Origin of the sequence: Phyllobacterium sp. 21LDTY02-6 (genome assembly GCF_023554255.2) — a bacterium.
In the GTDB taxonomy this organism is placed as follows: domain Bacteria; phylum Pseudomonadota; class Alphaproteobacteria; order Rhizobiales; family Rhizobiaceae; genus Phyllobacterium.
In genome coordinates this window covers 264,508-286,218 of record NZ_JAMJWD020000002.1, presented here as the reverse complement: position 1 = coordinate 286,218, position 21,711 = coordinate 264,508, and the positions used below count along the sequence as shown (strand labels likewise).

General features: G+C 60.9%; 17 protein-coding genes. 12 read left to right on the top strand and 5 right to left on the bottom strand.

The genetic code is table 11. The annotated features are described in order from the left end of the window. Window positions 1–35 precede the first annotated feature (35 nt). A complete protein-coding gene (locus M8997_RS07775; RefSeq protein ID WP_256473213.1) occupies window positions 36–2,108 on the bottom strand; it encodes a long-chain-fatty-acid--CoA ligase in 2,073 nt (690 codons plus the stop codon). A 197-nt stretch (window positions 2,109–2,305) separates the two neighbouring features. On the opposite strand from M8997_RS07775, the gene M8997_RS07765 reads away from it, so the two are divergent. Beyond that, window positions 2,306–3,940 carry a Na+/H+ antiporter gene (locus M8997_RS07765; RefSeq protein ID WP_250019433.1) on the top strand — a complete coding sequence of 545 codons (1,635 nt, stop codon included), beginning with the start codon at window positions 2,306–2,308 and terminating at the stop codon, window positions 3,938–3,940. A 14-nt stretch (window positions 3,941–3,954) separates the two neighbouring features. Here the strand turns inward: M8997_RS07765 and M8997_RS07760 are convergent, their stop codons facing one another. Together M8997_RS07760 and M8997_RS07755 are read right to left on the bottom strand one after the other, a co-directional pair. Further along, window positions 3,955–5,568: a GMC family oxidoreductase gene (locus tag M8997_RS07760; RefSeq protein WP_250019432.1), complete on the bottom strand. Its 1,614-nt coding sequence runs from the start codon at window positions 5,566–5,568 to the stop codon at window positions 3,955–3,957. A gap of 87 nt (window positions 5,569–5,655) precedes the next feature. Beyond that, entirely contained in the window at window positions 5,656–6,126 is a 471-nt protein-coding gene (locus M8997_RS07755; RefSeq protein WP_250019431.1) for a CoxG family protein, read from the bottom strand. 138 nt (window positions 6,127–6,264) lie between these two features. Here M8997_RS07755 and pgi point away from each other — a divergent pair, with 138 nt between their 5' ends. The 5 genes from pgi (at window position 6,265) to M8997_RS07730 (ending at window position 12,956) form a co-directional block, all read left to right on the top strand. Next, on the top strand, window positions 6,265–7,917 hold the full coding sequence (gene pgi, locus M8997_RS07750) for a glucose-6-phosphate isomerase (protein ID WP_256473212.1): 1,653 nt from the start codon (window positions 6,265–6,267) through the stop codon (window positions 7,915–7,917). 39 nt (window positions 7,918–7,956) lie between these two features. Next, window positions 7,957–9,012, top strand: coding sequence for a succinylglutamate desuccinylase/aspartoacylase family protein (locus M8997_RS07745; protein ID WP_250019483.1), 1,056 nt, complete (start codon window positions 7,957–7,959; stop codon window positions 9,010–9,012). Beyond that, window positions 9,012–9,743, top strand: a complete 732-nt coding sequence (locus M8997_RS07740) for an HAD family hydrolase (protein WP_250019430.1) — start codon at window positions 9,012–9,014, stop codon at window positions 9,741–9,743. Before M8997_RS07745 ends, M8997_RS07740 begins: the two co-directional genes overlap by 1 nt. Window positions 9,744–9,832: 89 nt before the next feature. Further along, window positions 9,833–10,816: a threonine/serine dehydratase gene (locus tag M8997_RS07735; RefSeq protein ID WP_250019429.1), complete on the top strand. Its 984-nt coding sequence runs from the start codon at window positions 9,833–9,835 to the stop codon at window positions 10,814–10,816. Between the two features lie 157 nt (window positions 10,817–10,973). Next, window positions 10,974–12,956, top strand: coding sequence for a PhoX family phosphatase (locus M8997_RS07730; RefSeq protein WP_250019428.1), 1,983 nt, complete (start codon window positions 10,974–10,976; stop codon window positions 12,954–12,956). A gap of 86 nt (window positions 12,957–13,042) precedes the next feature. On the opposite strand, the gene M8997_RS07725 is transcribed toward M8997_RS07730, so the two are convergent. Beyond that, window positions 13,043–15,382: a hypothetical protein gene (locus M8997_RS07725; protein ID WP_250019427.1), complete on the bottom strand. Its 2,340-nt coding sequence runs from the start codon at window positions 15,380–15,382 to the stop codon at window positions 13,043–13,045. A 182-nt stretch (window positions 15,383–15,564) separates the two neighbouring features. Continuing rightward, window positions 15,565–16,113 (bottom strand): DUF2239 family protein, encoded by a 549-nt coding sequence (locus M8997_RS07720; protein WP_250019426.1) that lies wholly within the window; start codon window positions 16,111–16,113, stop codon window positions 15,565–15,567. A gap of 142 nt (window positions 16,114–16,255) precedes the next feature. Between M8997_RS07720 and lepA the strand changes: the two genes are divergently transcribed. The 6 genes from lepA to M8997_RS07690 all read left to right on the top strand — a co-directional run bounded on the left by lepA (window position 16,256) and on the right by M8997_RS07690 (window position 21,636). Further along, window positions 16,256–18,064, top strand: a complete 1,809-nt coding sequence (gene lepA / locus M8997_RS07715) for a translation elongation factor 4 (protein WP_250019425.1) — start codon at window positions 16,256–16,258, stop codon at window positions 18,062–18,064. 49 nt (window positions 18,065–18,113) lie between these two features. After that, window positions 18,114–18,317 (top strand): hypothetical protein, encoded by a 204-nt coding sequence (locus M8997_RS07710; protein ID WP_250019424.1) that lies wholly within the window; start codon window positions 18,114–18,116, stop codon window positions 18,315–18,317. A 157-nt stretch (window positions 18,318–18,474) separates the two neighbouring features. Continuing rightward, the gene (locus M8997_RS07705) at window positions 18,475–18,639 is read left to right on the top strand and encodes a hypothetical protein (protein ID WP_250019423.1); all 165 of its coding nucleotides are present in this window, start codon (window positions 18,475–18,477) and stop codon (window positions 18,637–18,639) included. A gap of 277 nt (window positions 18,640–18,916) precedes the next feature. Further along, window positions 18,917–19,267, top strand: coding sequence for a SelT/SelW/SelH family protein (locus tag M8997_RS07700; protein WP_250019422.1), 351 nt, complete (start codon window positions 18,917–18,919; stop codon window positions 19,265–19,267). Further along, window positions 19,260–20,213: a sugar-binding transcriptional regulator gene (locus M8997_RS07695; RefSeq protein WP_250019421.1), complete on the top strand. Its 954-nt coding sequence runs from the start codon at window positions 19,260–19,262 to the stop codon at window positions 20,211–20,213. The genes M8997_RS07700 and M8997_RS07695 overlap by 8 nt, the downstream gene beginning before the upstream one ends. Before the next feature lie 112 nt (window positions 20,214–20,325). Beyond that, on the top strand, window positions 20,326–21,636 hold the full coding sequence (locus M8997_RS07690) for a sugar ABC transporter substrate-binding protein (protein ID WP_250019420.1): 1,311 nt from the start codon (window positions 20,326–20,328) through the stop codon (window positions 21,634–21,636). Window positions 21,637–21,711: the final 75 nt, after the last annotated feature.

Sequence of the window (21,711 nt, the reverse complement as noted above, 5' to 3'; positions counted from 1 at the left end):
GGCGCATCGCTGTCCGGCAGCGATGCGCTCCAAGCCTACCGCAATTCGCGCCGGAGGATCTTGCCGACATTGCTCTTCGGCAGTTCATCGCGGAATTCCACGGCCTTGGGACGCTTGTAATTGGTCAGCCGCTCGGCGCAGAACGCCTTGACCTGTTCCTCGGTGAGGGACTTGTCCTTGCGCACGATGAAAAGCTTCACCGCCTCGCCCGAATGTTCGTTGGGAATGCCGACGGCGGCAGCCTCGGCGATGCCGGGATGTTCCATCGCCACTTCTTCGATCTCGTTCGGATAGACGTTGAAGCCGGAAACCAGGATCATGTCCTTCTTGCGGTCGACGATCTTCGTGTAGCCGCGCTCATCCATATATCCCATGTCGCCGGAGCGGAAATAGCCGTCATCGGTCATGGCGCGCGCTGTCTCGTCGGGCCGGTTCCAGTAGCCGGCCATGACCTGCGGACCCTTTATGCAGATTTCGCCCACTTCGAGCAGCGGCAATTCCCTGCCATCATCGTCGCGGATGGAAATATCGGTCGAGGGGAGCGGCAGGCCGATCGTGCCGGAGAACTCCTTGGCGTCGAGACGATTGGCCGAAGCCACCGGCGACGTTTCCGAAAGACCATAGCCCTCGGTGATGAGGCAGCCCGTGACGTCCTTCCAACGGTCGGCGACGGGCTTCTGCACCGCCATGCCGCCGCCAAGCGAAAGAATGAGGCCGGTGAAATCCAGCCTGCGGAAATCCTCATTGTTGAGCAGGCCGTTGAACAGCGTGTTGAGGCCCGGGAAGATATGGAACCTCTGCTTCTGCAAAACCTTGACGAAGCCGGGTATGTCGCGCGGATTGGGAATGAGGACGTTGTGCGCGCCGAGGTTCATGCCCATCATGGCATTCACGGTCAGCGCGAAGATATGATAGAGCGGCAGCGCGCAGATGAATGTCAGGTCGCTCGGCCGGCCCTTGAGACGGAAACCAACGTCACACCATAGGCGCATCTGCTCGACATTGGCGATGATATTGCCATGGGTGAGGATCGCGCCCTTCGATATGCCGGTCGTTCCGCCGGTATATTGCAGGAAGGCAATATCGGAGAGCCCGGTTTCGACCGGGCGCAGGCTCAGCGCCGCTCCCTTCGCCAGCACGGTCTTGAACGAGGTATGGCCGGGCAGCGACCAGGCCGGGACCATCTTCTTGACGCGGCGGACGACGAGATTGACCAGATGGCCCTTCACTCCCAGCATGTCGCCCATGGCGGTGACGATCACATGCTGCACCGGGGTCCTGGTGATTACCTTTTCCAGGGTGGAGGCAAAGTTTTCGAGGATGATGATAGCCTTGGCGCCACTGTCCTTGAGCTGGTGCTCGAGCTCGCGCGGCGTATAGAGCGGATTTATATTGACGACGGTCAGGCCGGCCTTGAGGATCGCGCCGATCGTGATCGGGTATTGCAGCACATTGGGCATCATCACCGCGACGCGGTCGCCCTTCACCAGACCACGGGACTGGAACCACGCGGCCATGTCGTTGATCCGGCGACCGAGCTCGCGGTAACTCATCTTCTTCGACATGCAGCTGAAGGCGGTCGCATCGCCATGTTCGACGGCACGGTCAAACAGTTGCCCGAGCGACTGGAGCCTGGGCTCTTCGATGGTGACCGGCACATCGTCCGGGTAGGATTTGAGCCATATCCTGGCATCGGCTCTGGCGGCTGTGCTCTTTTTTGCCGCCGTGGCAGCCTTGGAAGTTTGGGTCTTCGCAGGCGGAGCCTTTGCAGCGGGAGCCTTGGCGGGCTTCTTCGTGACTGGTTTCGCGGCCTTTGCCGGCGCTTCTGGCGATGCGGAAACGGTCTCGGCTTTCACGGGCTTCGCCGCGGCCTTTGCAGTGGTGCTCGCCTTTTTCGCCGGGGCCCTGGCGGGTTTCTTCGTGGCTGGTTTCGCCGCCTTTGCCGGCGCCTCTGACAAGGCTGGCGCGGCCTCCGCTTTTACCGGCTTCCTCTCCGTTGCAGCTGTTGCCTTGCGTGCTGGTGCCTTTGCCCGAGCTGTTTCTTTCGCCACGTTTACCTCCCAGTTAAGCCTATTATGGGCAACAGCCTCTCCAAACTGCCGCTCCATGCTACCCAACAATATGTACTATTGCGAGAGGCCGTGACCTTGCAAGCATTTACATTAACGTAAGCGTAAAAATTACTTTCGCCGTGGGGCGTTTATTTCACGCATTCGGCATCATCCGGGCGCAAAGTTGCCAAGGTTCGCCTCGACAAAGCGGGTCGATTCCCTTCATCCTGCCGTCCGGCTCAAACGGGTTCACCATGGAAACTATCACCGTTGTCCTGCTGATGTTGCTGGCCGTCGTCGTCAGCGACTCGATCGTGCGCATGCTGCCGCTGCCGGTGCCGCTGCCGCTGGTGCAGATCGGTCTCGGCGCGGCTATCGCGTCCGTGACCAGCGTTCGCGTGGAGCTTGATCCGGATATCTTCTTCCTGCTTTTCCTGCCGCCATTGCTGTTCCTGGACGGCTGGCGCATCCCCAAGGAGGGCCTGTTCCGCGACAAGGGCATCATCCTGGAAATGGCGCTCGGCCTGGTGATATTCACCGTTGTCGGCGTCGGCTTCCTGGTTCACTGGATGATCCCTTCGGTGCCGCTGCCGGTTGCCTTCGCGCTTGCCGCCATCGTTTCACCGACCGATCCGATCGCCGTGTCGGCCATCGCCGCCCGCGTGCCGATCCCCTCGCGCATGATGCACATACTGGAAGGCGAATCGCTGCTCAACGATGCGTCCGGCCTCGTCTGCATGCGCTTCGCCGTCGCGGCGATGCTCACCGGGACTTTTTCATTTTCCGCCGCTTTCCTGACCTTCCTGTGGCTGGCATTCGCGGGCGTCGCCATTGGCATCGGCGTCACTCTCGGCATCATGAGGGCCAAGACGTTCCTCAACCGCAGGCTTGGCGAAGAGAGCGGCTCGCAGATACTGACCAGCCTGTTGATCCCTTTTGGCGCCTATCTGCTGGCCGAGCATGTGCATGCCTCCGGCATCCTGGCCGCCGTCGCAGCCGGTATCACCATGAGCTATGCGGAGAACTCGGCGGTTTCGCTGGCGCTCACCCGCGTACGGCGCACGGCGGTATGGGATACGGCGCAATTTGCCGCCAATGGCGCGATCTTCGTGCTTCTCGGCGAACAATTGCCGGGCATCTTCTCCGGCGCGGTGGCCAATGTTCGGGTCGAAGGCGGCGCCGGCGAGTGGTGGCTCCCGGTCTATGTCGTCATCATCTATGCGGCTCTCGTCGGCCTGCGCTTCCTCTGGGTATGGGCGTCCTGGCGCATCGCGCTGGCAAGGCCGTCAAGCCGCCGGCAGGCGAGCGTGCGCCCGAGTTGGCAGCTCATAGCCACCATGTCCTTCGCCGGCGTGCGCGGCGCGATCACGCTGGCCGGTATTCTCACGCTGCCGCTGTTCCTCGCCGATGGCAGCCTGTTTCCGGCGCGTGACCTTGTCATATTCCTGGCGGCGGGGATCATCATCCTGTCGCTGGTCATGGCCAGTATCTGCCTGCCGCGCCTGTTGCGCAATATCGACGTGCCGGTCGAGGATACGTACCAGCGGGAGGAGGATTACGCCCGTATAGCCGCCGCGGAGGCAGCGATCATGGCCGTCGAGAAGGCGCAGCACGATCTGGCGGCGGGCAGGGCGGACGCGGACGTCTTTTCCGATGTGGCGACCCGTATCATGGAGCTCTACCGCAAGCGCATCGACGGCCGCATGCAGCTCGGTGAAGAGCGCGAACAGGTGAAGCTCAGCGAGGAGATCGAGCGACGCTTGCGCATTACCGCGCTCAATGCCGAGCGGCAGGAGATTCTCCGGCTGGTCCGGGCAAGACGGCTGGAAAGCACGGTGGCGAGCCGCATGGTCCGCGACATCGACCTGCTGGAGGCCCGCTACAGCTGATTGCGGGATCAGGATCAGTTGTGGTCCGCGAGGATCAGCTCCGCCGCCTTGGCACCGACCATCATCGCGGCGGCATTGGTATTGCCTGAAATCATGTTCGGGAAGATGGAGCAATCCGCTACGCGCAGGCCGCCGATCCCGTGGACGCGCAGGCGCGGATCAACCACCGATTGCAGCGGATCGGGGCCCATGCGGCAGGTTGAGACGGGGTGATAGACCGTTCCGCTCCGCTTGCGGAAATCCGCGATCAATTCCTGGTCGCTGCGGCAGGCGGCGCCCGGCAGCAGCTCCTCGACGATCAGCTTGCTCATGGTCGGTGTCGCCGCGATCCTGCGCAGGAACTTGACCGCATCCAGCATCTCCGCCACGTCATGATCGGTGGAAAAGGCATTCGGCACGATGCGGGGCTGCTCCGATGGTTCGGAGGAGCGGATGTGGATGCTGCCGGTGCTGGTCGGGCGGCAATTGGAGAGCCCGATCGAGAAGCCGGGCCAGGGATCGGGCGTGAGAATGGGCCGCTCGCCATTCTTCGGCACGAGTGTCGAGAATGCCTGGAAGTACAGCTGCATGTTCGGCCGGTTGCGCGATGGGTCCGTGCGAAAGAACCCGCCGCCCTGGTTCATGCTGATCGAGAGCGGGCCCGAGCGCAGCAGGAGATAATGCAGGCCTGCCCGCATCTTGCCCCACCACGGCCTCAGAAGCTCGTTGAGCGAGGGAGTGTTCGCCCGGTAGGTATAATTGATGCCGAGATGGTCCTGCAGGTGCTCGCCGACATTGTTGTTGGCGTGAACAACCGGAACGCCGCAGCGCCCGAGGACCGCCGGATCGCCAATGCCCGAGAGCTCCAGGAGTTGCGGCGTGTTGACCGAGCCGCCGCAAAGGATGATCTCCTTGGCAGCGCGCACCTGCTGCCGGCTGCCGCGGCGGGTAAACTCGACGGCGCTGGCTCTTTTTCCGTCGAATACGATGCGCGTCACCAGAGCATTGGCGAGCACCGTCACATTCGGCCGCTTCATCGCGGGACGCAGGAAGGCCCGCGCCGCGGACATGCGGCGACCATTGCCGGTCGTCAATTGAAACGGTCCGACACCCTCCTGCGACGCACCGTTGAAATCGCCATTATAGGCGAGCCCCGCCTCCTGCGCCGCCTCGATCATGCGGTTGGCAAGCGGATGGAACAGCCGTGAACTGTCGGTAATGGTCAGCGGGCCGCCGCGCCCGAGGCTGGTCGCCGGCCCTTCGTGATTCTCGATGGAGCGGAAGACCGGCTCGACATCAGCATAGCCCCAGCCGGGATTGCCCCGGTCGCGCCATTCGTCGAAATCCTGCGCCGCGCCCCGGACATAGACCATGGCATTGATGGAACTCGAGCCGCCGAGGACCTTGCCGCGTGGCCAGTAGTCGGCATTGCCGGCCAGCCCGGGGTCCGGTTCCGCCCGGTACATCCAGTTGATCGACCGGTCATAGAACGTCTTGCCGTAGCCGAGCGGCATCGTCACGTAGAAGCGGCGGTCGCTGCCCCCGGCTTCGAGGACGAGCACGCTGTGACGGCCATTGGCGGAAAGCCGGTCGGCCATGACCGATCCGGCGGACCCGGCCCCTATGATGATGAAATCGAAATCCTGCATTGCCCGACCTGGCCGCCTGTCTGTGTGCGCCCAGCATATCCGCTATGCCTGCCGGTTTCCCAAACGGCTTTCCGCCACCGCCTGTGACTATTGCGACAAGCCTTCCGTGCCGGGGGTCGCGGCGGATACGGTCTCGTTGAACCGTTCGAAGAAGCGGGTCGAGATGCGTCGTGCGGTCGAGGATATCAGTGAACTGCCATATTTGGCGATCTTGCCGCCGACATCCGCATGCACCTCGTAGACGAGCCGTGTCCGCGCGCCTTCGTCCAGCAGCGTCACATCGGCGCCGCCGCGGGCAATGCCGGCGATGCTGCCCTTGCCCTCGCAGCTGATCGTATAGGAGAATGGCGGGTTCAGATTGCTGAGATATATCGCGCCGCTGAACCGGGGCTTGATAAGTCCGAGCTTAACCGCCAGTGTCGCTTCGAGTTCCGTATCGCTGACCCAATCGAGCTGCTCGCAGCCGGGAATGCAGGCTTTCAGCACATCGGCATCGTTGAGCGCATCCCATACCTCGTGGCGCGGCGCGGCTATCCATTCTTCTCCGGTCAGATTCATGTTCAGCCTTCCTGCCTTCGCTCCAGCATCGTCTATCGCGGAATTTCAATATATTCTACCTTTGTCAGATTGAACTGAAACGGTTCTGGTGGCAGGTTCCCCCATATTCGGACATCCCCCATCCTCAGGAGATTAATCATGGCGTCGGAGCAAGCGAGCGATATCAAGCGTGCGGTCCAGGCATTGAAAGCCCACCGGAAGAGCGGTGCACCGAAAAACATGCGCGAAGTCTTTGCCTCGGACAAGAAGCGGTTCTCGCGCTATTCACTCGCGCTCGACGATCTTCTGCTCGACTGGTCGAAATGCCTGGTCAACGACGAGACGCTGGCGCTGCTGCTGCAACTGGCAAAGGCTGCTGGTGTGGAGAAGCGGCGCGACGCCATGTTCGCCGGCGAGGCCATCAATATGACCGAGGGCCGCGCCGTGCTGCACATCGCTCTTCGCAATCGTTCGGGCCGCGCTATCAAGGTCGACGGCAAGGATGTGATGCCGGACGTCGGCGATGTCCTGTCGCGCATGGCAGCTTTTGCCGATGGGCTGCGCTCCGGCGAAACGAAGGGAGCGAAAGGCAAGCCGATCACCGATGTCGTCAATATCGGCATTGGCGGCTCGGATCTTGGCCCCGCCATGGCCACCAAGGCCCTGTCGCCCTATCATGACGGGCCGAAGCTTCATTTCGTGTCAAATATCGACGGCGCCGATATCGCCGATACGATAGCCGGCCTCAACCCGGCGACGACGCTCTTCATCATCGCATCCAAGACCTTCACGACCATCGAGACGATCACCAATGCCAAGGCGGCGCGCAAATGGATCGCCGACGCACTTGGCGAGAAGGCCGTCGCAATACACTTCGCCGCGGTCTCCACTGCGCTCGACAAGGTCGATGCCTTTGGTATTCCCTCCGATCGCATCTTCGGGTTCTGGGACTGGGTCGGCGGCCGCTATTCGGTCTGGTCGGCCATCGGCCTGCCGGTGATGATCGCCATCGGTCCAGAGAATTTCGGCCGCTTCCTCGACGGCGCCCACGCCATGGACGAACATTTCCGCAAGGCTGCGCCGGCCGAGAATCTTCCGTTCATGCTCGGCCTGGTCGGCTATTGGCACCGCGCCATTTCCGGCTATACCAGCCGCGCCGTCATTCCCTATGACCAGCGCCTTGGGCGCTTGCCTGCCTATCTGCAGCAGCTCGACATGGAATCGAACGGCAAGAGCGTCACCCTTGCCGGCAAGCCGGCTTCCGGCCCCACCGGTCCCGTCGTCTGGGGAGAACCCGGCACCAACGGCCAGCATGCCTTTTTCCAGCTGCTCCACCAGGGGACGGATGTCATACCGGTAGAGTTCATCGTAGCCGCCAACGGGCACGAACCGGATCTCGACAATCAGCATCAGATGCTGCTCGCCAATTGCCTCGCCCAGTCGGAAGCCCTGATGAAGGGCCGTACGCTCGAAGAGGCAAAGGCCCAGCTGGCGGCGAAGGACATGCCGCGCGCCGAGGTCAACCGCATTGCGCCGCACCGCGTCTTCTCCGGCAACCGGCCGTCGATAACCATCGTCCATGACAAGCTCGACCCGTTTGCGCTGGGCCGCCTGATCGCGCTCTATGAGCACCGTGTTTTTATCGAGGCCCAGCTTTACGGCATCAACGCCTTCGATCAATGGGGAGTCGAACTCGGCAAGGAACTGGCGACGGAATTGTTGCCGGTCGTCGCCGGCGATGCGAGTGCCGGGGACAAGGACGCTTCCACGCAAGGACTTGTCGCGCATCTTCGCAAGCGGCGCGGCATTTAAGCCTATTTAGGGCCTGGCAGGAATTATGGAAAGAGCATGATGAAAACCGAGATGATCAAGCTGGCGGGCGATGTGCCCGGCAATGAGATAGAGCTGCGCGTTCTGCGCTTCGAAGGCAAGGCGGGGAGCGCGGCGCCATCGGCCTACCTCCAGTCGTCCCTGCACGGCGCGGAACTGCCTGGCCAGGCGGCGCTGCATTTCCTCCTGCCCATGCTCCAGCAGGCCGAAGCGGATGGCCGGGTGGAGGGCAGCATCACCATTGTACCGCAAGCCAATCCGATCGGCTCGGCGCAATGGCTGGCGCATCAGCATCTCGGCCGCTTCGAATTCTTCTCAAGCACGAATTTCAACCGCTCGTTCCCGCTTCTCGACAGTCTCGACACGTCCTCGCTCATCGCGCCCGACGCGCCGAAGCCGCTTGCGGAGCGGTTGAAGGCGCAATTGCTTCGCCTTGCCCTGCCACACGAGATCGTGCTCGATCTCCACTGTGACGATGAAAGCGAGAACTATCTCTATATCCACCAGGCCTTCCTTCCGGAAATGTATGATCTTGCCTCCGCGCTCGGCTCCACGGCGATACTTTCGTGGGACAGCACGGCTGATGCCGCCTTCGAGGAGGCCTGTGCCCATCCCGTGCTGCACCTGCCCGACGAGGAACGCAGGAAGCGCGCGGTGACGACGGTTGAGTTCCGCGGCCTCGCCGACGTCGATATCGATACGGGAAAGGCGGATGCTGCCGGCCTTTACAAATATCTCGTGCATCGCGGTGTCGTGCGCGACGACAATACCAGGCTCGAAAGGAATTTTGCCGGCCCGGTCGTCCCGCTTGAAAATGTCGAGATGATCCGCGCGCCCCGCGGCGGCATGATCCTCTTCCATGTCGATATCGGCGCCGAGGTACAGGAGGGCGACAAGCTCGTCACCGTGGTCACCATCCCCGGCGATCCATCCGGGGACATCACCCTTGCGGCGCCGCAGGCAGGGCGCATCCTGACGCGGCGCAGCAGTCGCTATATCCGGCGCGGCGACGACCTGATGAAGCTTCTCGGCAGCCGCCGGTCCGACGGTGCCCGTCCGGGTTCGCTGGAATCCTGATGGGCAAGGTCGAACCACGCGAGATAGGCGGCATTCTCTTCGACAAGGATGGCACGCTCATCGATTTCAACCGCACCTGGTTCGGCATCACCATGGAACTGGCGGGCCTTGCCGCCGGTGGCGACGATGCGCGCGCCCGCCAGCTTATCGAAGCCGGCGGCTATGATTGGGAGATGAAGAAGTTTCGCGGCGGATCGGTGGTGGCGGCAGGCACGATCAACGATATCGTCGATCTTTGGCACCCGGAGCTTTCGCTTGAGGAAAAGCGCCGGCTGATCCGCGAATATGATGATTATACGGTCAAGGAAGGATCGTCGCGCGCTGTGGGCATCGACGGGCTTCAGGCGACGCTGGAGGCTCTCGCCGCGCAGGGCTATGTGCTCGGCATCGCCACCAATGATTCCGAGGCCGGAGCCCGCGCCACTGCGACGGCGCTCGGCCTGTCGCATCTGTTTTCCGTGATCATCGGCTATGACTCGGTGCTGCGGGCGAAGCCCTATGCGGACCAGCTGCATCTTTTCGCCGAAAAGACCGGACTGCCGCCGCGGAAGATCGCCATGGTCGGCGACAATGCGCATGATCTTGAAATGGCCCATGCCGCCGGTGCGGGCCTCGCGATCGGCGTCCTGTCCGGCAATAGCACGCTGGACGATCTGGCGCATCTGAGCGACGTCATCCTCGGCTCCATCGCCGAACTCCCGGCCTTCTTCGCAAAACGCTCCGACGGCTGATTGCCGGCAATTGCCATGATGACAAGGTTTGGCGTGTCTCCCTCGCGCCGCGGTGCTATCAAGCTTGCGACGCGACAGGAGACAACAGCATGGATGCTCAAGCGACGACGGTCGACATGGCGGATATCGAGGCGGCAGCCGAAAGGCTCCACGGCCAGATCAGGCGGACTTCCTTCATCGAATCGCCCGTTCTGAACCAGCAATTCGGTGGTCGCATCCTGTTCAAGCCCGAATGCCTGCAGCGTACCGGCTCCTTCAAGTTCCGCGGCGCCTATAATCGCATCAGCCAGTTCACCGCCGAAGAACGACAGCGCGGCATCGTCGCCTTTTCTTCTGGCAACCATGCCCAGGGCGTGGCGAGTTCAGCCGCCCTGTTCGGGATAAAGGCGGTGATCGTCATGCCCAAGGATGCGCCGGAGGCGAAGATCGCCAGCACACGCGCCTATGGCGCCGAGGTGGTCTTCTTCGATCGCTATACCGAGAAGCGCGAGACGGTAGCCGCGCCTTTCGTGGAACGCGGCATGGTTCTTGTCCCGCCCTTCGACGATCCGCATATCATCGCCGGCCAGGGAACGATCGGCCTCGAGATCGTCCGCGAAGCGGCGGCGGAAGGCCTCGTCATCGACGATCTCTTCGCACCCGCTGGCGGTGGCGGGCTGATCAGCGGCGTCTCCGTCGCGGTCAAGGCGCATTCGCCGGCGACGCGGATCTGGGGCGCCGAGCCGGAGCATTTCGACGATCTGCGCCGTTCGCTGATCGCGGGCCGCATCGTCGCCAATGATGCGGGTCGTCGCTCGATCTGCGATGCGATCCTCACGCCGCAGCCGGGAAACCTGACATTCCCCATCAATGCGCGCAATCTTTCCGGGGCGATCGCAGTATCGGACGACGCCGTGCGCGAGGCGATGCGTCTTGCCGCGAGACATCTGAAGCTTGTCGTGGAGCCGGGCGGTTCGGTCGGCCTTGCGGCGCTGGCTTCCGGCGAGGTGGACATCAAGGGGCGCACCGCCGTCGTCGTCCTGTCCGGTGGCAATGTCGATCTTGCCGAATATGGCGCGCTGCTCGCCGCCTGACGGACAACTCGGCAAGGACTCTGGTTCGGTTCCATCGTGCCGGCATTCACTTTTGCCGGATTTCGCCTGATTGTCATATGCCCGTCATGCACAGCTTTTAGCGATCATCTGGAATGGTTCTAATCCATAGCCCAGCCACATAGCCAGAGGTCGCACCATGAACGAGCACAGCCAGATTTTCCGTACGAGCCTCCTTGAGGAGAATGACGGCCCGGGCCAGAACCCGACCGAGAATCCGACGATGGGCGAGTTGATCGCCACGCGTTTCTCGCGCCGCGGCTTCCTGAAGGGCTCGCTCGCAGTGTCGGCGATCGCCGCCACGGTCAGCCCGATGGCGCTGATGATGGCCGATGAAGCCCGCGCCGAAGGCAAGTCTGCCTTCAACTTCGAAGAGGTCGAGGCGGGCATCGATACCGGTCACCATGTGGCCGCCGGTTATGATGCGGACGTGCTCCTGCGTTGGGGCGACGCGCTATTCGCCGATTCGCCGGAATTCGATCCCGCCAACCAGACGCCCGAGGCGCAGGCCAGGCAGTTCGGCTACAATAACGACTATGTCGGCTTTATTCCGCTCGAAGGCTCGTCCGAGCACGGCCTGCTCGTCGTCAATCACGAATATACGAATGAACATCTGATGTTCCCCGGCATCGTCAAGGTCGTCGAAGGCAAGATCGAAGTCGCGCCGGCCGACAAGAAGCGCGTGGACATCGAAATGGCGGCGCATGGCGGCACCGTGGTTGAAATCCGCAAGGAAGGCGGCAAGTGGCAGGTCGTGCGCGACGGAAAGCTCAATCGCCGGATCACCGCGAATACGGAAATGCAGCTTTCGGGCCCGGTCGCCGGCCATGATCGGGTCAAGACCAATGCCGACCCATCGGGCCGAAAGGTCTTTGGCACGATCAACAATTGCGCTGGCGGCGTCACGCCATGGGGCACCTATGTCATGGCCGAGGAAAACATCCACGGCTACTTCATGGGCACGCTGCCCGAGGGCAGCAAGGAGGCCGCCAATTACAAGCGTCTCGGTGTTCCGGAAGGCGTCTATGAATGGGGCAAGTTCCACGACCGTTTCGATCTTTCCAAAGATCCGAATGAAGCCAACCGCTTCGGCTGGGTGGTCGAGGTGGATGTGAACGATCCGAACTCCATACCGAAGAAGCGCACGGCGCTTGGCCGTTTCAAGCATGAGGGCGCGGCCTCCATCGTGGCCAAGGACGGGCGCGTCGTCTTCTACCTCGGCGATGACGAGCGCTTCGACTATGTCTATAAGTTCGTCACCAGCGGCAAGTTCAATCCGGATGATCGCAGCGCCAATCTCGATCTGCTCGATGACGGCACGCTTTATGTGGCCAGGTTCGCCGCCGATGGCACGATCGAATGGCTGCCGCTCGTTCATGGCAACGGCCCGCTCACCGGCGAAAATGGCTTTGAATCGCAGGCCGACGTGCTGATCGAGACGCGCCGCGCCGGAGATCTGCTCGGCGCGACCAAGATGGACCGGCCCGAGGACATCGAGCCGAACGCCGTCAATGGCAAGGTCTATGTGATGCTGACCAACAATACCAAGCGCAAGGACGACCAGGTCGACGCTGCCAATCCGCGCGCCAAGAATGCCTTTGGCCACATCATCGAGATCGCCGAGGCCGATGGCGATTTTTCCGCTACCTCGGGCAAATGGGAAGTCCTGCTGAAATGCGGTGATCCGGCCGTCGCCGAAGTCGGCGCATCCTTTTCCACCGAAACCAGCAAGAATGGCTGGTTCGGCATGCCGGACAATTGCTCCGTCGATGCCGATGGCCGCCTGTGGGTTTCGACCGACGGCAACTCGCCGAAGGATACGGGCCGTACCGATGGCCTTTGGGCAGTGGATACGGAGGGCGAAGCCCGCGCAACGTCGAAGCTGTTCTTCCGCGTGCCGATCGGCGCTGAAATGTGCGGACCGCTGATGCTGCCGGATATGGCGACGATGATGGTTGCCGTGCAGCACCCGGGCGATGGCGGCGAAGACTGGGAAGGCTTCGGCCGTCCCTCCTACTACGAGGACCTTTCCACCCGCTGGCCCGATTTCAAGGACGACATGCCGGTGCGCCCCTCGGTGATTGCGATCACCAAGCAGGGCGGCGGCAAGATCGGCGTTTGAGAAGGATAAACTGCATCAATCAGTAAACCCGGCCCTGAAATGTTCAGGACCGGGTTTTTGCCAGGTGGTTTTACGCTTTGCTGTTCTTAATTTTTGACAGCAACCAATCGAGGCCCGAACTGATCCCGCCCAAACGTCTGAAACTGAATATCCGCGAGGGCAACTTTGCCGCTCTCCTTAGGGAAGGTCAGTTTGAGTTCTTTCAGATTGTTCAAGTCAATTCCAGTGAACGCTTTCAGCGGTATCGCCACCATGTTGAGCAGGATTTTAACCTGACCACCCGAGTAAGGTTCGTCGATTGGGTCGTCGATCATCGGGCGGCCTTCGGCCTTGGTTCTTGGCGCGTTGTAGAGCGCGTCACTAAAATCACTCGCTTCGATGGTTGCCGATTTCCCGGCACCATCAGTCAGCGTTACCAACACCTCCTGGCCCATGGGCCGAACTACCGCGATGCGGAAGCTTAAAGTATCGTGTGGGGCAGCAGAGATGCCGAGCAGATCATTTGTAAGCGTTGCGCCAGCTTTGGTCCACGAAAGTTCGACATGCTCCGCGATTGAGCGCAGACCGGAAACCCCCCACTCCTCAAATTCAAAACCAGAAAGCCGTTTGGGTGAACATTCGCCCGCATTGCTCGATCCGCTTGGCATGTCGCATCGGGCATTATCGTCAAAGCCGGTATAGGCGACAGCACCGCCGAGAGAATTGATCTTGTCGCTATCTGCGGAGGCGAAATGTTGTATCAGTTTGCTTTGGTCTTGATTCTTCTGGATGGTCAATGCAACGCGTTCGTCGCACGGGCCTCTTCCAAACGGGCAGGCTGCGTCCGGCAATTTTGCTATGCCGTTCCACCAGCTTGCAAACTTCTCTTCTCCACCAACATGGTAGCGCATGAATGAGTTGATCATGAACATGCCGCCACGGCGTTGATCAACAGCGCTCACCCTGATCGAATCCGCACTGTCTGCTAAACAGTGATTCGGACCGAGACTATCAGCGGGTTTCTTAGCGCGCACGAAGTCATCCTGCGTCCAGATTGTATTATAGTAATTGTGATTGGCACTATGAACTAGTATCTGATAACGCGGGGCTTTGTCGCCTTTCTGGCCGAACCGGTTATGGTCGAATGAAACGGCTCCCTGCAGGTTAGCCATGTCCCCGTCACACGTGGGCAGCAATACGCCAAGTGGAACGTTATTTAACTCTTCGTTGCCGCCGAAGTCTGTAGGTGCCAGAAGAAAGGCAGCCTTAAAATCATAAGTTGAAGCTGTAGTATCGCTCTGGGCGTAGAAAATATTGTACTTGTTAATGGCGGCTGCGAATTTTGCTTCACTAAGGCTGATTCCTGCCATGTTACTTGCCGGCGTAAAGCTGGCGATCAGATCAGGATACTGAGTCTTGAAGCGCTTTGACTCATATATCAAAGCTGCAACTAAGCCGGCGTGACTTGCACCACGTCGATTTTTGTTGAACTTGATTGTATTGGCGATCCCCTGCCCACCGCGTGAGTGGCCCATAATGCCGATGTGACCAAAATCGATTTTGCCGCGAAGCGGGTTCAAGGCACCCGGATTGCCGTTCTTGTCGATTTGCCCATGTTCGTTAATTTGCCTCAAGCGATCCAGCGTTCCCAGGACCAACTGCGCGCGGGACTCACTTGATTGATCCCCGCCACCGTTCAAGCCGTCTTCGCTTGTTACTTTCTCGCTGTTTACTGCGTTTGCATCAATCGAAACGACAATATAACCGTGTGACGAAAGATTCTCAGCGAGGTAGTCATATCCGTGGAAATTGGCGACGTCCCAATCATGCTGTCCGTGTAAGAATACAACAAGCGGATACTGGCTGGGGGGAGTCGGAGAGGTTGATTGAAGGGGATAACGTATCCAACCTCTAATGGGCGTAATGATAACGTTACTCTTGGCAAAACTGCTGGAATTAAGGCCGACACTGGCGATTAGATTGCCGAGATCGTACTCATAAACGGGCGAGGACCAGGATGTCGGGTTCTCCATGGTATCAGGCGAAGTTGTGACAAAGCGCGTAACCTTTTCAGGTTCTTTCACGGCTACAGCCGTTGCTTCCGGTTGTTTTGTGGCCGACAAGCCGCCATCAATTATGAGGAGGGGATCAGCGGCAGCAGTGTTCTCTGCGGGCGGAGCAATTGATTCCGGAGCAGCTCCGCCGACAGGAGGGCCGGCGGCAGGCTCTGTCGGCGGCACCGGTATGGCTGTTACCGTTCCAATCACGGGCTCTTCTGCACTGCCGGTTGATATGGGCGGAGTGACGGCGTTCTGTGCCATGACAGTTGGGAATGTTGAGACAGCTTCGCTCGTTATATCCTTATGGTCATTGCAGCCCGCCAAAGAAATAGTCAGAATTGCTATCATGCACAAATTTCGCGCAGTTGGTTTCATCCATTTCGTCATTCAAATACTCCTGGCGAGGCAAATGAGCGCCGACAAGGGCGGGTTTGCCTTGAAAACACATATATTTTCCATGCTCCCCGCAAGGCATCCCTTTAAAAAATCGAGGGCTCTCACGGAGTAACAAAACAAGCAAAGCAATGTCCGTGCCAGAATGCCGAATACTAGACGAAGGTATGAGCCGCCTAACGATCCGGCCAGTCAAATGCCGGCTCGGCAAGCTTGCGCACATGGTCGCGCACATCGCCGGGCCAGGCCTCGCTCAATTCGGTGAAGCGGGCATAATCGCCGGCATAGAGCGCGCGCGATGCTTCCTCGTAGTTCGGCGCATCGCCGGCAAGCACCCGCATCACATTGTCGGCAGCCTCCTGCGCACGGCACCGGGCCTCGCGGGCACCATTGGCATTGCGCGCCGCATCCACGAGCTTGCGCAGCGTCACCGAGGCGCCGCCCGGCTGCGCATTCAGCCATTCCCATTGGCGCGGCAGCAGCGTGACCTCGCGCGAGACGACGCCGAGCTTCGGCCGCCCGGCCTTGCGCGGTGGTTCCGGGGCCTCGCCGCCCTCGCGCAGTTCGAGTTCGACCTGCCGCCCCGTCCAATCGTCAAAAACGAGGATCGTGCCCGCTCCATGCCGGGTTTCGGCCTCGCGCACCACCGGCGCCACTTCGGCGCGACCGCCTTGCGCCAGCCGGACCACCCCGTGAAAGGCCGTCACTGTCAGTTCCTGTTGCATGTTCTGCTCCTTCGTCTATGCGCTCTTTTTACCCGGGTACAATATGGATGTAAATATACCCGGGTAAAATAATTTGAAGCCTGAAGCGCAAGCCTTTTCCGGCGCCCTTCCAAAACGGCCGGAAATGCTCTATGTGGCGCGCATGAGCACGCCATTAGATCACATCCGCAATTTCTCCATCGTCGCCCATATCGACCATGGCAAATCCACCCTGGCCGACCGCCTGATCCAGCTGACGGGCGGGCTGGAGCAACGCGACATGAAGGAGCAGGTTCTCGACTCGATGGATATCGAGCGTGAGCGCGGCATCACCATCAAGGCGCAGACCGTCCGGCTGAACTACCGGGCCAAGAATGGCGAGGACTATGTCCTCAATCTCATCGATACGCCCGGCCATGTGGATTTCGCCTATGAGGTCTCGCGTTCGCTGTCCGCCTGCGAAGGCTCGCTCCTCGTCGTCGATGCCAGCCAGGGCGTCGAGGCGCAGACGCTCGCCAATGTCTACCAGGCGATCGACAACAATCACGAGATCGTCGTGGTGCTGAACAAGGTCGATCTCCCCGCCGCCGAGCCGGAGCGCATCCGCGAGCAGGTCGAAGAGGTGATCGGCATCGATGCCAGCCAGGCGGTGCTGATCTCCGCCAAGACCGGCCTCGGCATTCCCGATGTATTGGAAGCCATCGTCAACCAGTTGCCGCCGCCAAAGATAGGCGACCGTTCGAAGCCGCTGAAGGCGATGCTGGTCGATAGCTGGTATGATGCCTATCTCGGCGTCATCGTGCTGGTCCGCATCATCGATGGCGTTCTGAAAAAGGGCCAGACCATCCGCATGATGGGCACGGGTGCCAAATATCCGGTGGAACGCACCGGCGTGTTCACGCCCAAGATGGTTGCCGTCGAAGAGCTCGGCCCGGGTGAATTCGGCTTCATCACCGCTTCGATCAAGGAAGTGGCCGATACGCGCGTCGGCGATACGATCACCGAGGACAGGCGCCAGACGGACAAGGCGCTGCCGGGCTTCAAGCCGGCGCAACCGGTGGTGTTCTGCGGCCTATTCCCCGTCGATGCGGCGGATTTCGAGGATTTGCGGGCAGCCATGGGCAAGCTCCGGCTCAACGATGCCTCGTTCTCCTTCGAAATGGAAACGTCCGCCGCGCTCGGCTTCGGCTTCCGCTGCGGCTTCCTCGGCCTGCTTCATCTCGAGATCATCCAGGAACGGCTGGAACGCGAGTTCAATCTCGATCTCATCGCCACCGCGCCGAGCGTCGTTTACCGGATGGTCATGACCGATGGCGAGGTGAAGGAGCTGCATAATCCCGCCGACATGCCGGATGTGGTCAAGATCACCCATATCGAGGAACCGTGGATCCGCGCGACGATCCTTACCCCCGACGAATATCTCGGTGGCATCCTGAAACTCTGCCAGGACCGGCGTGGCATCCAGGCCGATCTTTCCTATGTCGGCAAGCGCGCCATGCTGGTCTATGACCTGCCGCTCAACGAGGTGGTGTTCGACTTCTACGATCGGCTGAAATCGATCTCCAAGGGCTATGCGTCCTTCGACTATCACATCACCGATTACCGCGAGGGCGACCTCGTGAAGATGTCGATCCTCGTCAATGACGAGCCGGTGGATGCGCTCTCGATGCTGGTGCACCGCACCGCCGCCGAAAAGCGCGGTCGGGTGATGTGCGAAAAGCTGAAGGAGCTCATCCCGCAGCACATGTTCAAGATCCCGATCCAGGCGGCGATCGGCGGGCGCATTGTCGCGCGCGAAACGATCTCGGCGCTGCGCAAGGACGTGACGGCCAAGTGCTATGGCGGCGACGTGACGCGCAAGCGCAAGCTTCTGGAAAAGCAGAAGGAAGGCAAGAAGCGCATGCGCCAGTTCGGCAAGGTCGAGATCCCGCAGGAAGCCTTCATCCAGGCGCTGAAAATGGGCGATAGCTGAGGGAGCCGTCCTGTTGCTCTTCCATAGCACCGGGCAAGGCCGGGGATCGATGCCGTCTCTCAGCACCATTCTCGCAGGCTGCAAGCCTGTCGTGGCACTTCTGCTTTGCGGGCTGCTGGTCCTGCCTGCGGCCTGCACCACGACACGCCCGGGCGCCGACCCGGCCGCAAGCGAGATTGAGCGTCCCGAACCTCTCGACCCCAGGATCAAGCCCCTGACGGTCGAGCAGGAAGAGGCCGTGGCCGGGCTCTAGCCCACCACAAGTCGGATAGAGGTCGGATGCGTTCTACTGGCGCTCGTCGGCAGTAGCGGCGTGCCGCCGCATAGCTCCCATTCCGCAATTGCACTGCATGTTTGGCAGGTCCGGCCGTATAATCCAACCAACAAAACGTGGTGCCGGAGACGTGTAAATGAGCTTTATTTTCGATTTCGCGACGCGCGGGCGTCGCCGCAAGGACCAGGAATTTCGCAATGCCATGGCTCTGCTGAATGCGATGAGTCCGGCCGACCGTGCCGATATCGGCATAAAACAGGCCGATTTCAGCCGTATTGCCCGCGAGATGACCCGCCGCTGATAAACCTGTCCTGTCCCTCTTGGCATGCTGCATTTTGCACTCCGTCCTTTCCACGGGAGCTGCTTCCGGAGCCGTTCGAAAGTGGGGAAGGGCGGCAGGAGTAAAAGCGTCAACGGGCGGTTTTCGAACCAATACACGACAGACGACAAAAGGGCGTTTCGACGACTGCCCGTCCCCACCGCAATGACCAGACGCGACAGCGGATGTAGCAGCGGATAATGCTGCCGTTGGCCGCTGAACCTGCTTACATCGCGGGCGGGAAATGATAGAACGGGTCATGACGACAAAACCGAACATCACCATCACCTATTGCACGCAATGCAGCTGGCTCCTGCGCTCGGCCTGGATGGCCCAGGAACTGCTTTCCACCTTTGGCGCCGATCTTGGCAGCGTTACGCTGGTGCCTGGCACCGGCGGCATCTTCCAGATCGAGGTCGATGGCGCGCTTGTCTGGGAGCGCAAGCGCGACGGTGGCTTTCCCGAAGCCAAGGTGCTGAAACAGAAAGTACGCGACATCGTCTGGCCCGAGCGAGACCTCGGCCACTCGGATGGCCACAAGGCCAACGCCGCAGGCGACCATGGGACCAAAGCAGCAGGCGACCATAAGGATACAGCCGAGCATGGCTAAGCCGGACGTCACCTCGACCCGGCTCGATGATGCGGCGCGGGCTGGCTGGCTCTATTATGTCGCTGGCAATACCCAGGACGAGATCGCCGTGAAGCTCGGCATATCGCGGCAATCGGCGCAGCGTATGGTTTCGCTCGCCGTATCGGAGGGCCTGGTCAAGGTGCGGCTCGATCACCCGATCGCCCATTGCCTCGATCTTGCCGAACAGCTCAAGCAGCGCTTCGACCTGAAGATGGCGGAAGTGGTGCCGACTGATCCCGCCTCCACCTCGACGACGCTGGGCGTGGCCGATGCGGCGGCGGCGGAAATGACGCGCTGGCTGAAATCTGAAGCGCCGATCGTGCTCGGTATCGGCACAGGGCGGACGTTGAAGGCTGCGATCGAGCAGCTTTCGCCGATCGAATGTCCGCAGCACAAGGTCGTGTCGCTGACAGGCAATATCTCGCCCGACGGGTCTGCCGCCTATTACAACGTCATCTTCAACATTGCCGACAAGATCAAGGCGCGCAGCTTTCCCATGCCGCTGCCGGTCATCGCGTCTTCGCCGGAGGAGCGCGAACTGCTGCACAGCCAGGCGATGATCCGCTCCGTGCTGGAACTCGCGGCGCAGGCCAATGTCGCCTTCGTCGGCATCGGCGACCTCGACGACGATGCGCCGCTGTACATTGACGGTTTCATCTCGCGCGATGAATTGCTGGCGCTGCGCCGCGCCGGTGCGGTGTGCGAGATCACCGGCCGTGCCTATGATCGCGACGGTGTGCCCATTGCCGGGCTGACCAATGACCGCGTCGCCAGCGCCCCGATGCCGTTTCACGAGTCGGCATTCGTCATTGCCATCGCCAAGGGGGAGCGCAAGATGCCGGGCATCGCGGCCGCCATCAAGGGCAGGCTGATCAATGGCTTGATTACCGACGAGCAAACGGCAGAACGCCTGCTGGCACCCTGACATCCCGATTTATGCTGCGCTGCAACAACGAATCCCCCTTGACTCATTGTGGCCATATGTGAGTATTTGCCCATAACACTAGCAATTGCTCATAACATTCGGGAGGAATGAAATGTCATTTAGAACGCTGCTGCTCGGCGCCGTTTCGACGCTCGCCTTGGCAGGTCTTGCCCATGCGGAAACGCTGACCATCGCCACGGTCAACAATGGCGACATGGTGCGTATGCAGAAATTGGCCGAAGATTTCACCAAGAAGAATCCCGACATTCAGCTCGAATGGGTGACCTTGGAAGAAAATGTGCTGCGCCAGCGCGTAACGACCGATATCGCCACCAAGGGCGGCCAGTATGACGTGATGACGATCGGCACCTATGAAGTGCCGATCTGGGCCAAGCAGGGCTGGCTGCTGCCGCTCGACGGGCTCGCTTCGGATTATGACGCCGACGATTTGCTGCCCGCCATCAAGGATGCCGTGTCCTATGAGGGCAAGCTCTACGCCTCGCCATTCTACGGCGAAAGCGCCATGGTGATGTATCGCAAGGACCTCGCTGAAAAGGCCGGCGTGACAATCCCCGAAAAGCCGACCTGGGACCAGATCGCCGAAGCGGCGAAGAAGATGACCGACAAGTCCACCGAGACCTATGGCATCTGCCTGCGCGGCAAGGCCGGCTGGGGCGAGAACATGGCGCTGCTAACCGCCATGGCCAATTCGTTTGGCGCGCGCTGGTTCGACGAGAAATGGACGCCGCAGTTCGACCAGCCGGAATGGAAGAAGGCGCTGACCTTCTATACCGACCTGATGAAGGAAGCGGGCCCGGCCGGCGCTTCGTCCAACGGCTTCAACGAAAACCTCGCTCTGTTCCAGACCGGCAAATGCGGTATCTGGATCGATGCCACGGTGGCCGCATCCTTCGTGACCAACCCGAAGGAATCGAAGGTCGCCGACCAGGTAGGCTTTGCGCTGTTCCCGACGGGCGGCGTCGAGAACCATGGCAACTGGCTCTGGGCGTGGAACCTCGGCATCCCGGCCGGCACGCAAAAGGCTGAGGCAGCGCAGAAATTCGTGTCCTGGGCAACCGACAAGGCCTATACGGAACTTGTCGCCAGCAAGGAAGGCTGGGCGAATGTCCCGCCCGGAACGCGCAAGTCGCTCTACGCCAATCCGGAATATGAGAAGGCCGCGCCTTTCGCCAAGATCACGCTCCAGGCGATGAATGCGGCCGACACCAGCAAGCCGACGGTCAAGCCGGTCCCCTATACGGGCGGCCAGTTCGTCGCCGTGCCGGAGTTCCAGGGCATCGGCACCGCGGTCGGCCAGCAGTTCTCGGCGGCACTGGCCGGGTCGATCAAGGTGGATCAGGCCCTGCAAAGCGCGCAGCAGCTGACCACCCGCGAAATGACCAAGGGCGGCTACATCAAGTGAGATCCTCCTGGCCCGGGCGGTGCTCCGACGCGAATGTCGGCGCCGCCCGGTCCTCCCCGAGGTGACACCCGGCTT

Excerpts from the sequence above, each read along its gene's own strand:
- M8997_RS07775 (WP_256473213.1), bottom strand. The coding sequence starts at position 2,108 with ATGGAGCGGCAGTTTGGAGAGGCTGTTGCCCATAATAGGCTTAACTGG.
- M8997_RS07690 (WP_250019420.1), top strand. The coding sequence starts at position 20,326 with ATGTCATTTAGAACGCTGCTGCTCGGCGCCGTTTCGACGCTCGCCTTG.
- M8997_RS07700 (WP_250019422.1), top strand. The coding sequence starts at position 18,917 with ATGACGACAAAACCGAACATCACCATCACCTATTGCACGCAATGCAGC.
- M8997_RS07725 (WP_250019427.1), bottom strand. The coding sequence starts at position 15,382 with ATGACGAAATGGATGAAACCAACTGCGCGAAATTTGTGCATGATAGCA.
- M8997_RS07720 (WP_250019426.1), bottom strand. The coding sequence starts at position 16,113 with ATGCAACAGGAACTGACAGTGACGGCCTTTCACGGGGTGGTCCGGCTG.
- M8997_RS07710 (WP_250019424.1), top strand. The coding sequence starts at position 18,114 with ATGCCGTCTCTCAGCACCATTCTCGCAGGCTGCAAGCCTGTCGTGGCA.
- M8997_RS07755 (WP_250019431.1), bottom strand. The coding sequence starts at position 6,126 with ATGAATCTGACCGGAGAAGAATGGATAGCCGCGCCGCGCCACGAGGTA.
- M8997_RS07735 (WP_250019429.1), top strand. The coding sequence starts at position 9,833 with ATGGATGCTCAAGCGACGACGGTCGACATGGCGGATATCGAGGCGGCA.
- M8997_RS07695 (WP_250019421.1), top strand. The coding sequence starts at position 19,260 with ATGGCTAAGCCGGACGTCACCTCGACCCGGCTCGATGATGCGGCGCGG.
- M8997_RS07765 (WP_250019433.1), top strand. The coding sequence starts at position 2,306 with ATGGAAACTATCACCGTTGTCCTGCTGATGTTGCTGGCCGTCGTCGTC.
- lepA (WP_250019425.1), top strand. The coding sequence starts at position 16,256 with ATGAGCACGCCATTAGATCACATCCGCAATTTCTCCATCGTCGCCCAT.
- M8997_RS07705 (WP_250019423.1), top strand. The coding sequence starts at position 18,475 with ATGAGCTTTATTTTCGATTTCGCGACGCGCGGGCGTCGCCGCAAGGAC.
- pgi (WP_256473212.1), top strand. The coding sequence starts at position 6,265 with ATGGCGTCGGAGCAAGCGAGCGATATCAAGCGTGCGGTCCAGGCATTG.
- M8997_RS07730 (WP_250019428.1), top strand. The coding sequence starts at position 10,974 with ATGAACGAGCACAGCCAGATTTTCCGTACGAGCCTCCTTGAGGAGAAT.
- M8997_RS07760 (WP_250019432.1), bottom strand. The coding sequence starts at position 5,568 with ATGCAGGATTTCGATTTCATCATCATAGGGGCCGGGTCCGCCGGATCG.
- M8997_RS07745 (WP_250019483.1), top strand. The coding sequence starts at position 7,957 with ATGAAAACCGAGATGATCAAGCTGGCGGGCGATGTGCCCGGCAATGAG.
- M8997_RS07740 (WP_250019430.1), top strand. The coding sequence starts at position 9,012 with ATGGGCAAGGTCGAACCACGCGAGATAGGCGGCATTCTCTTCGACAAG.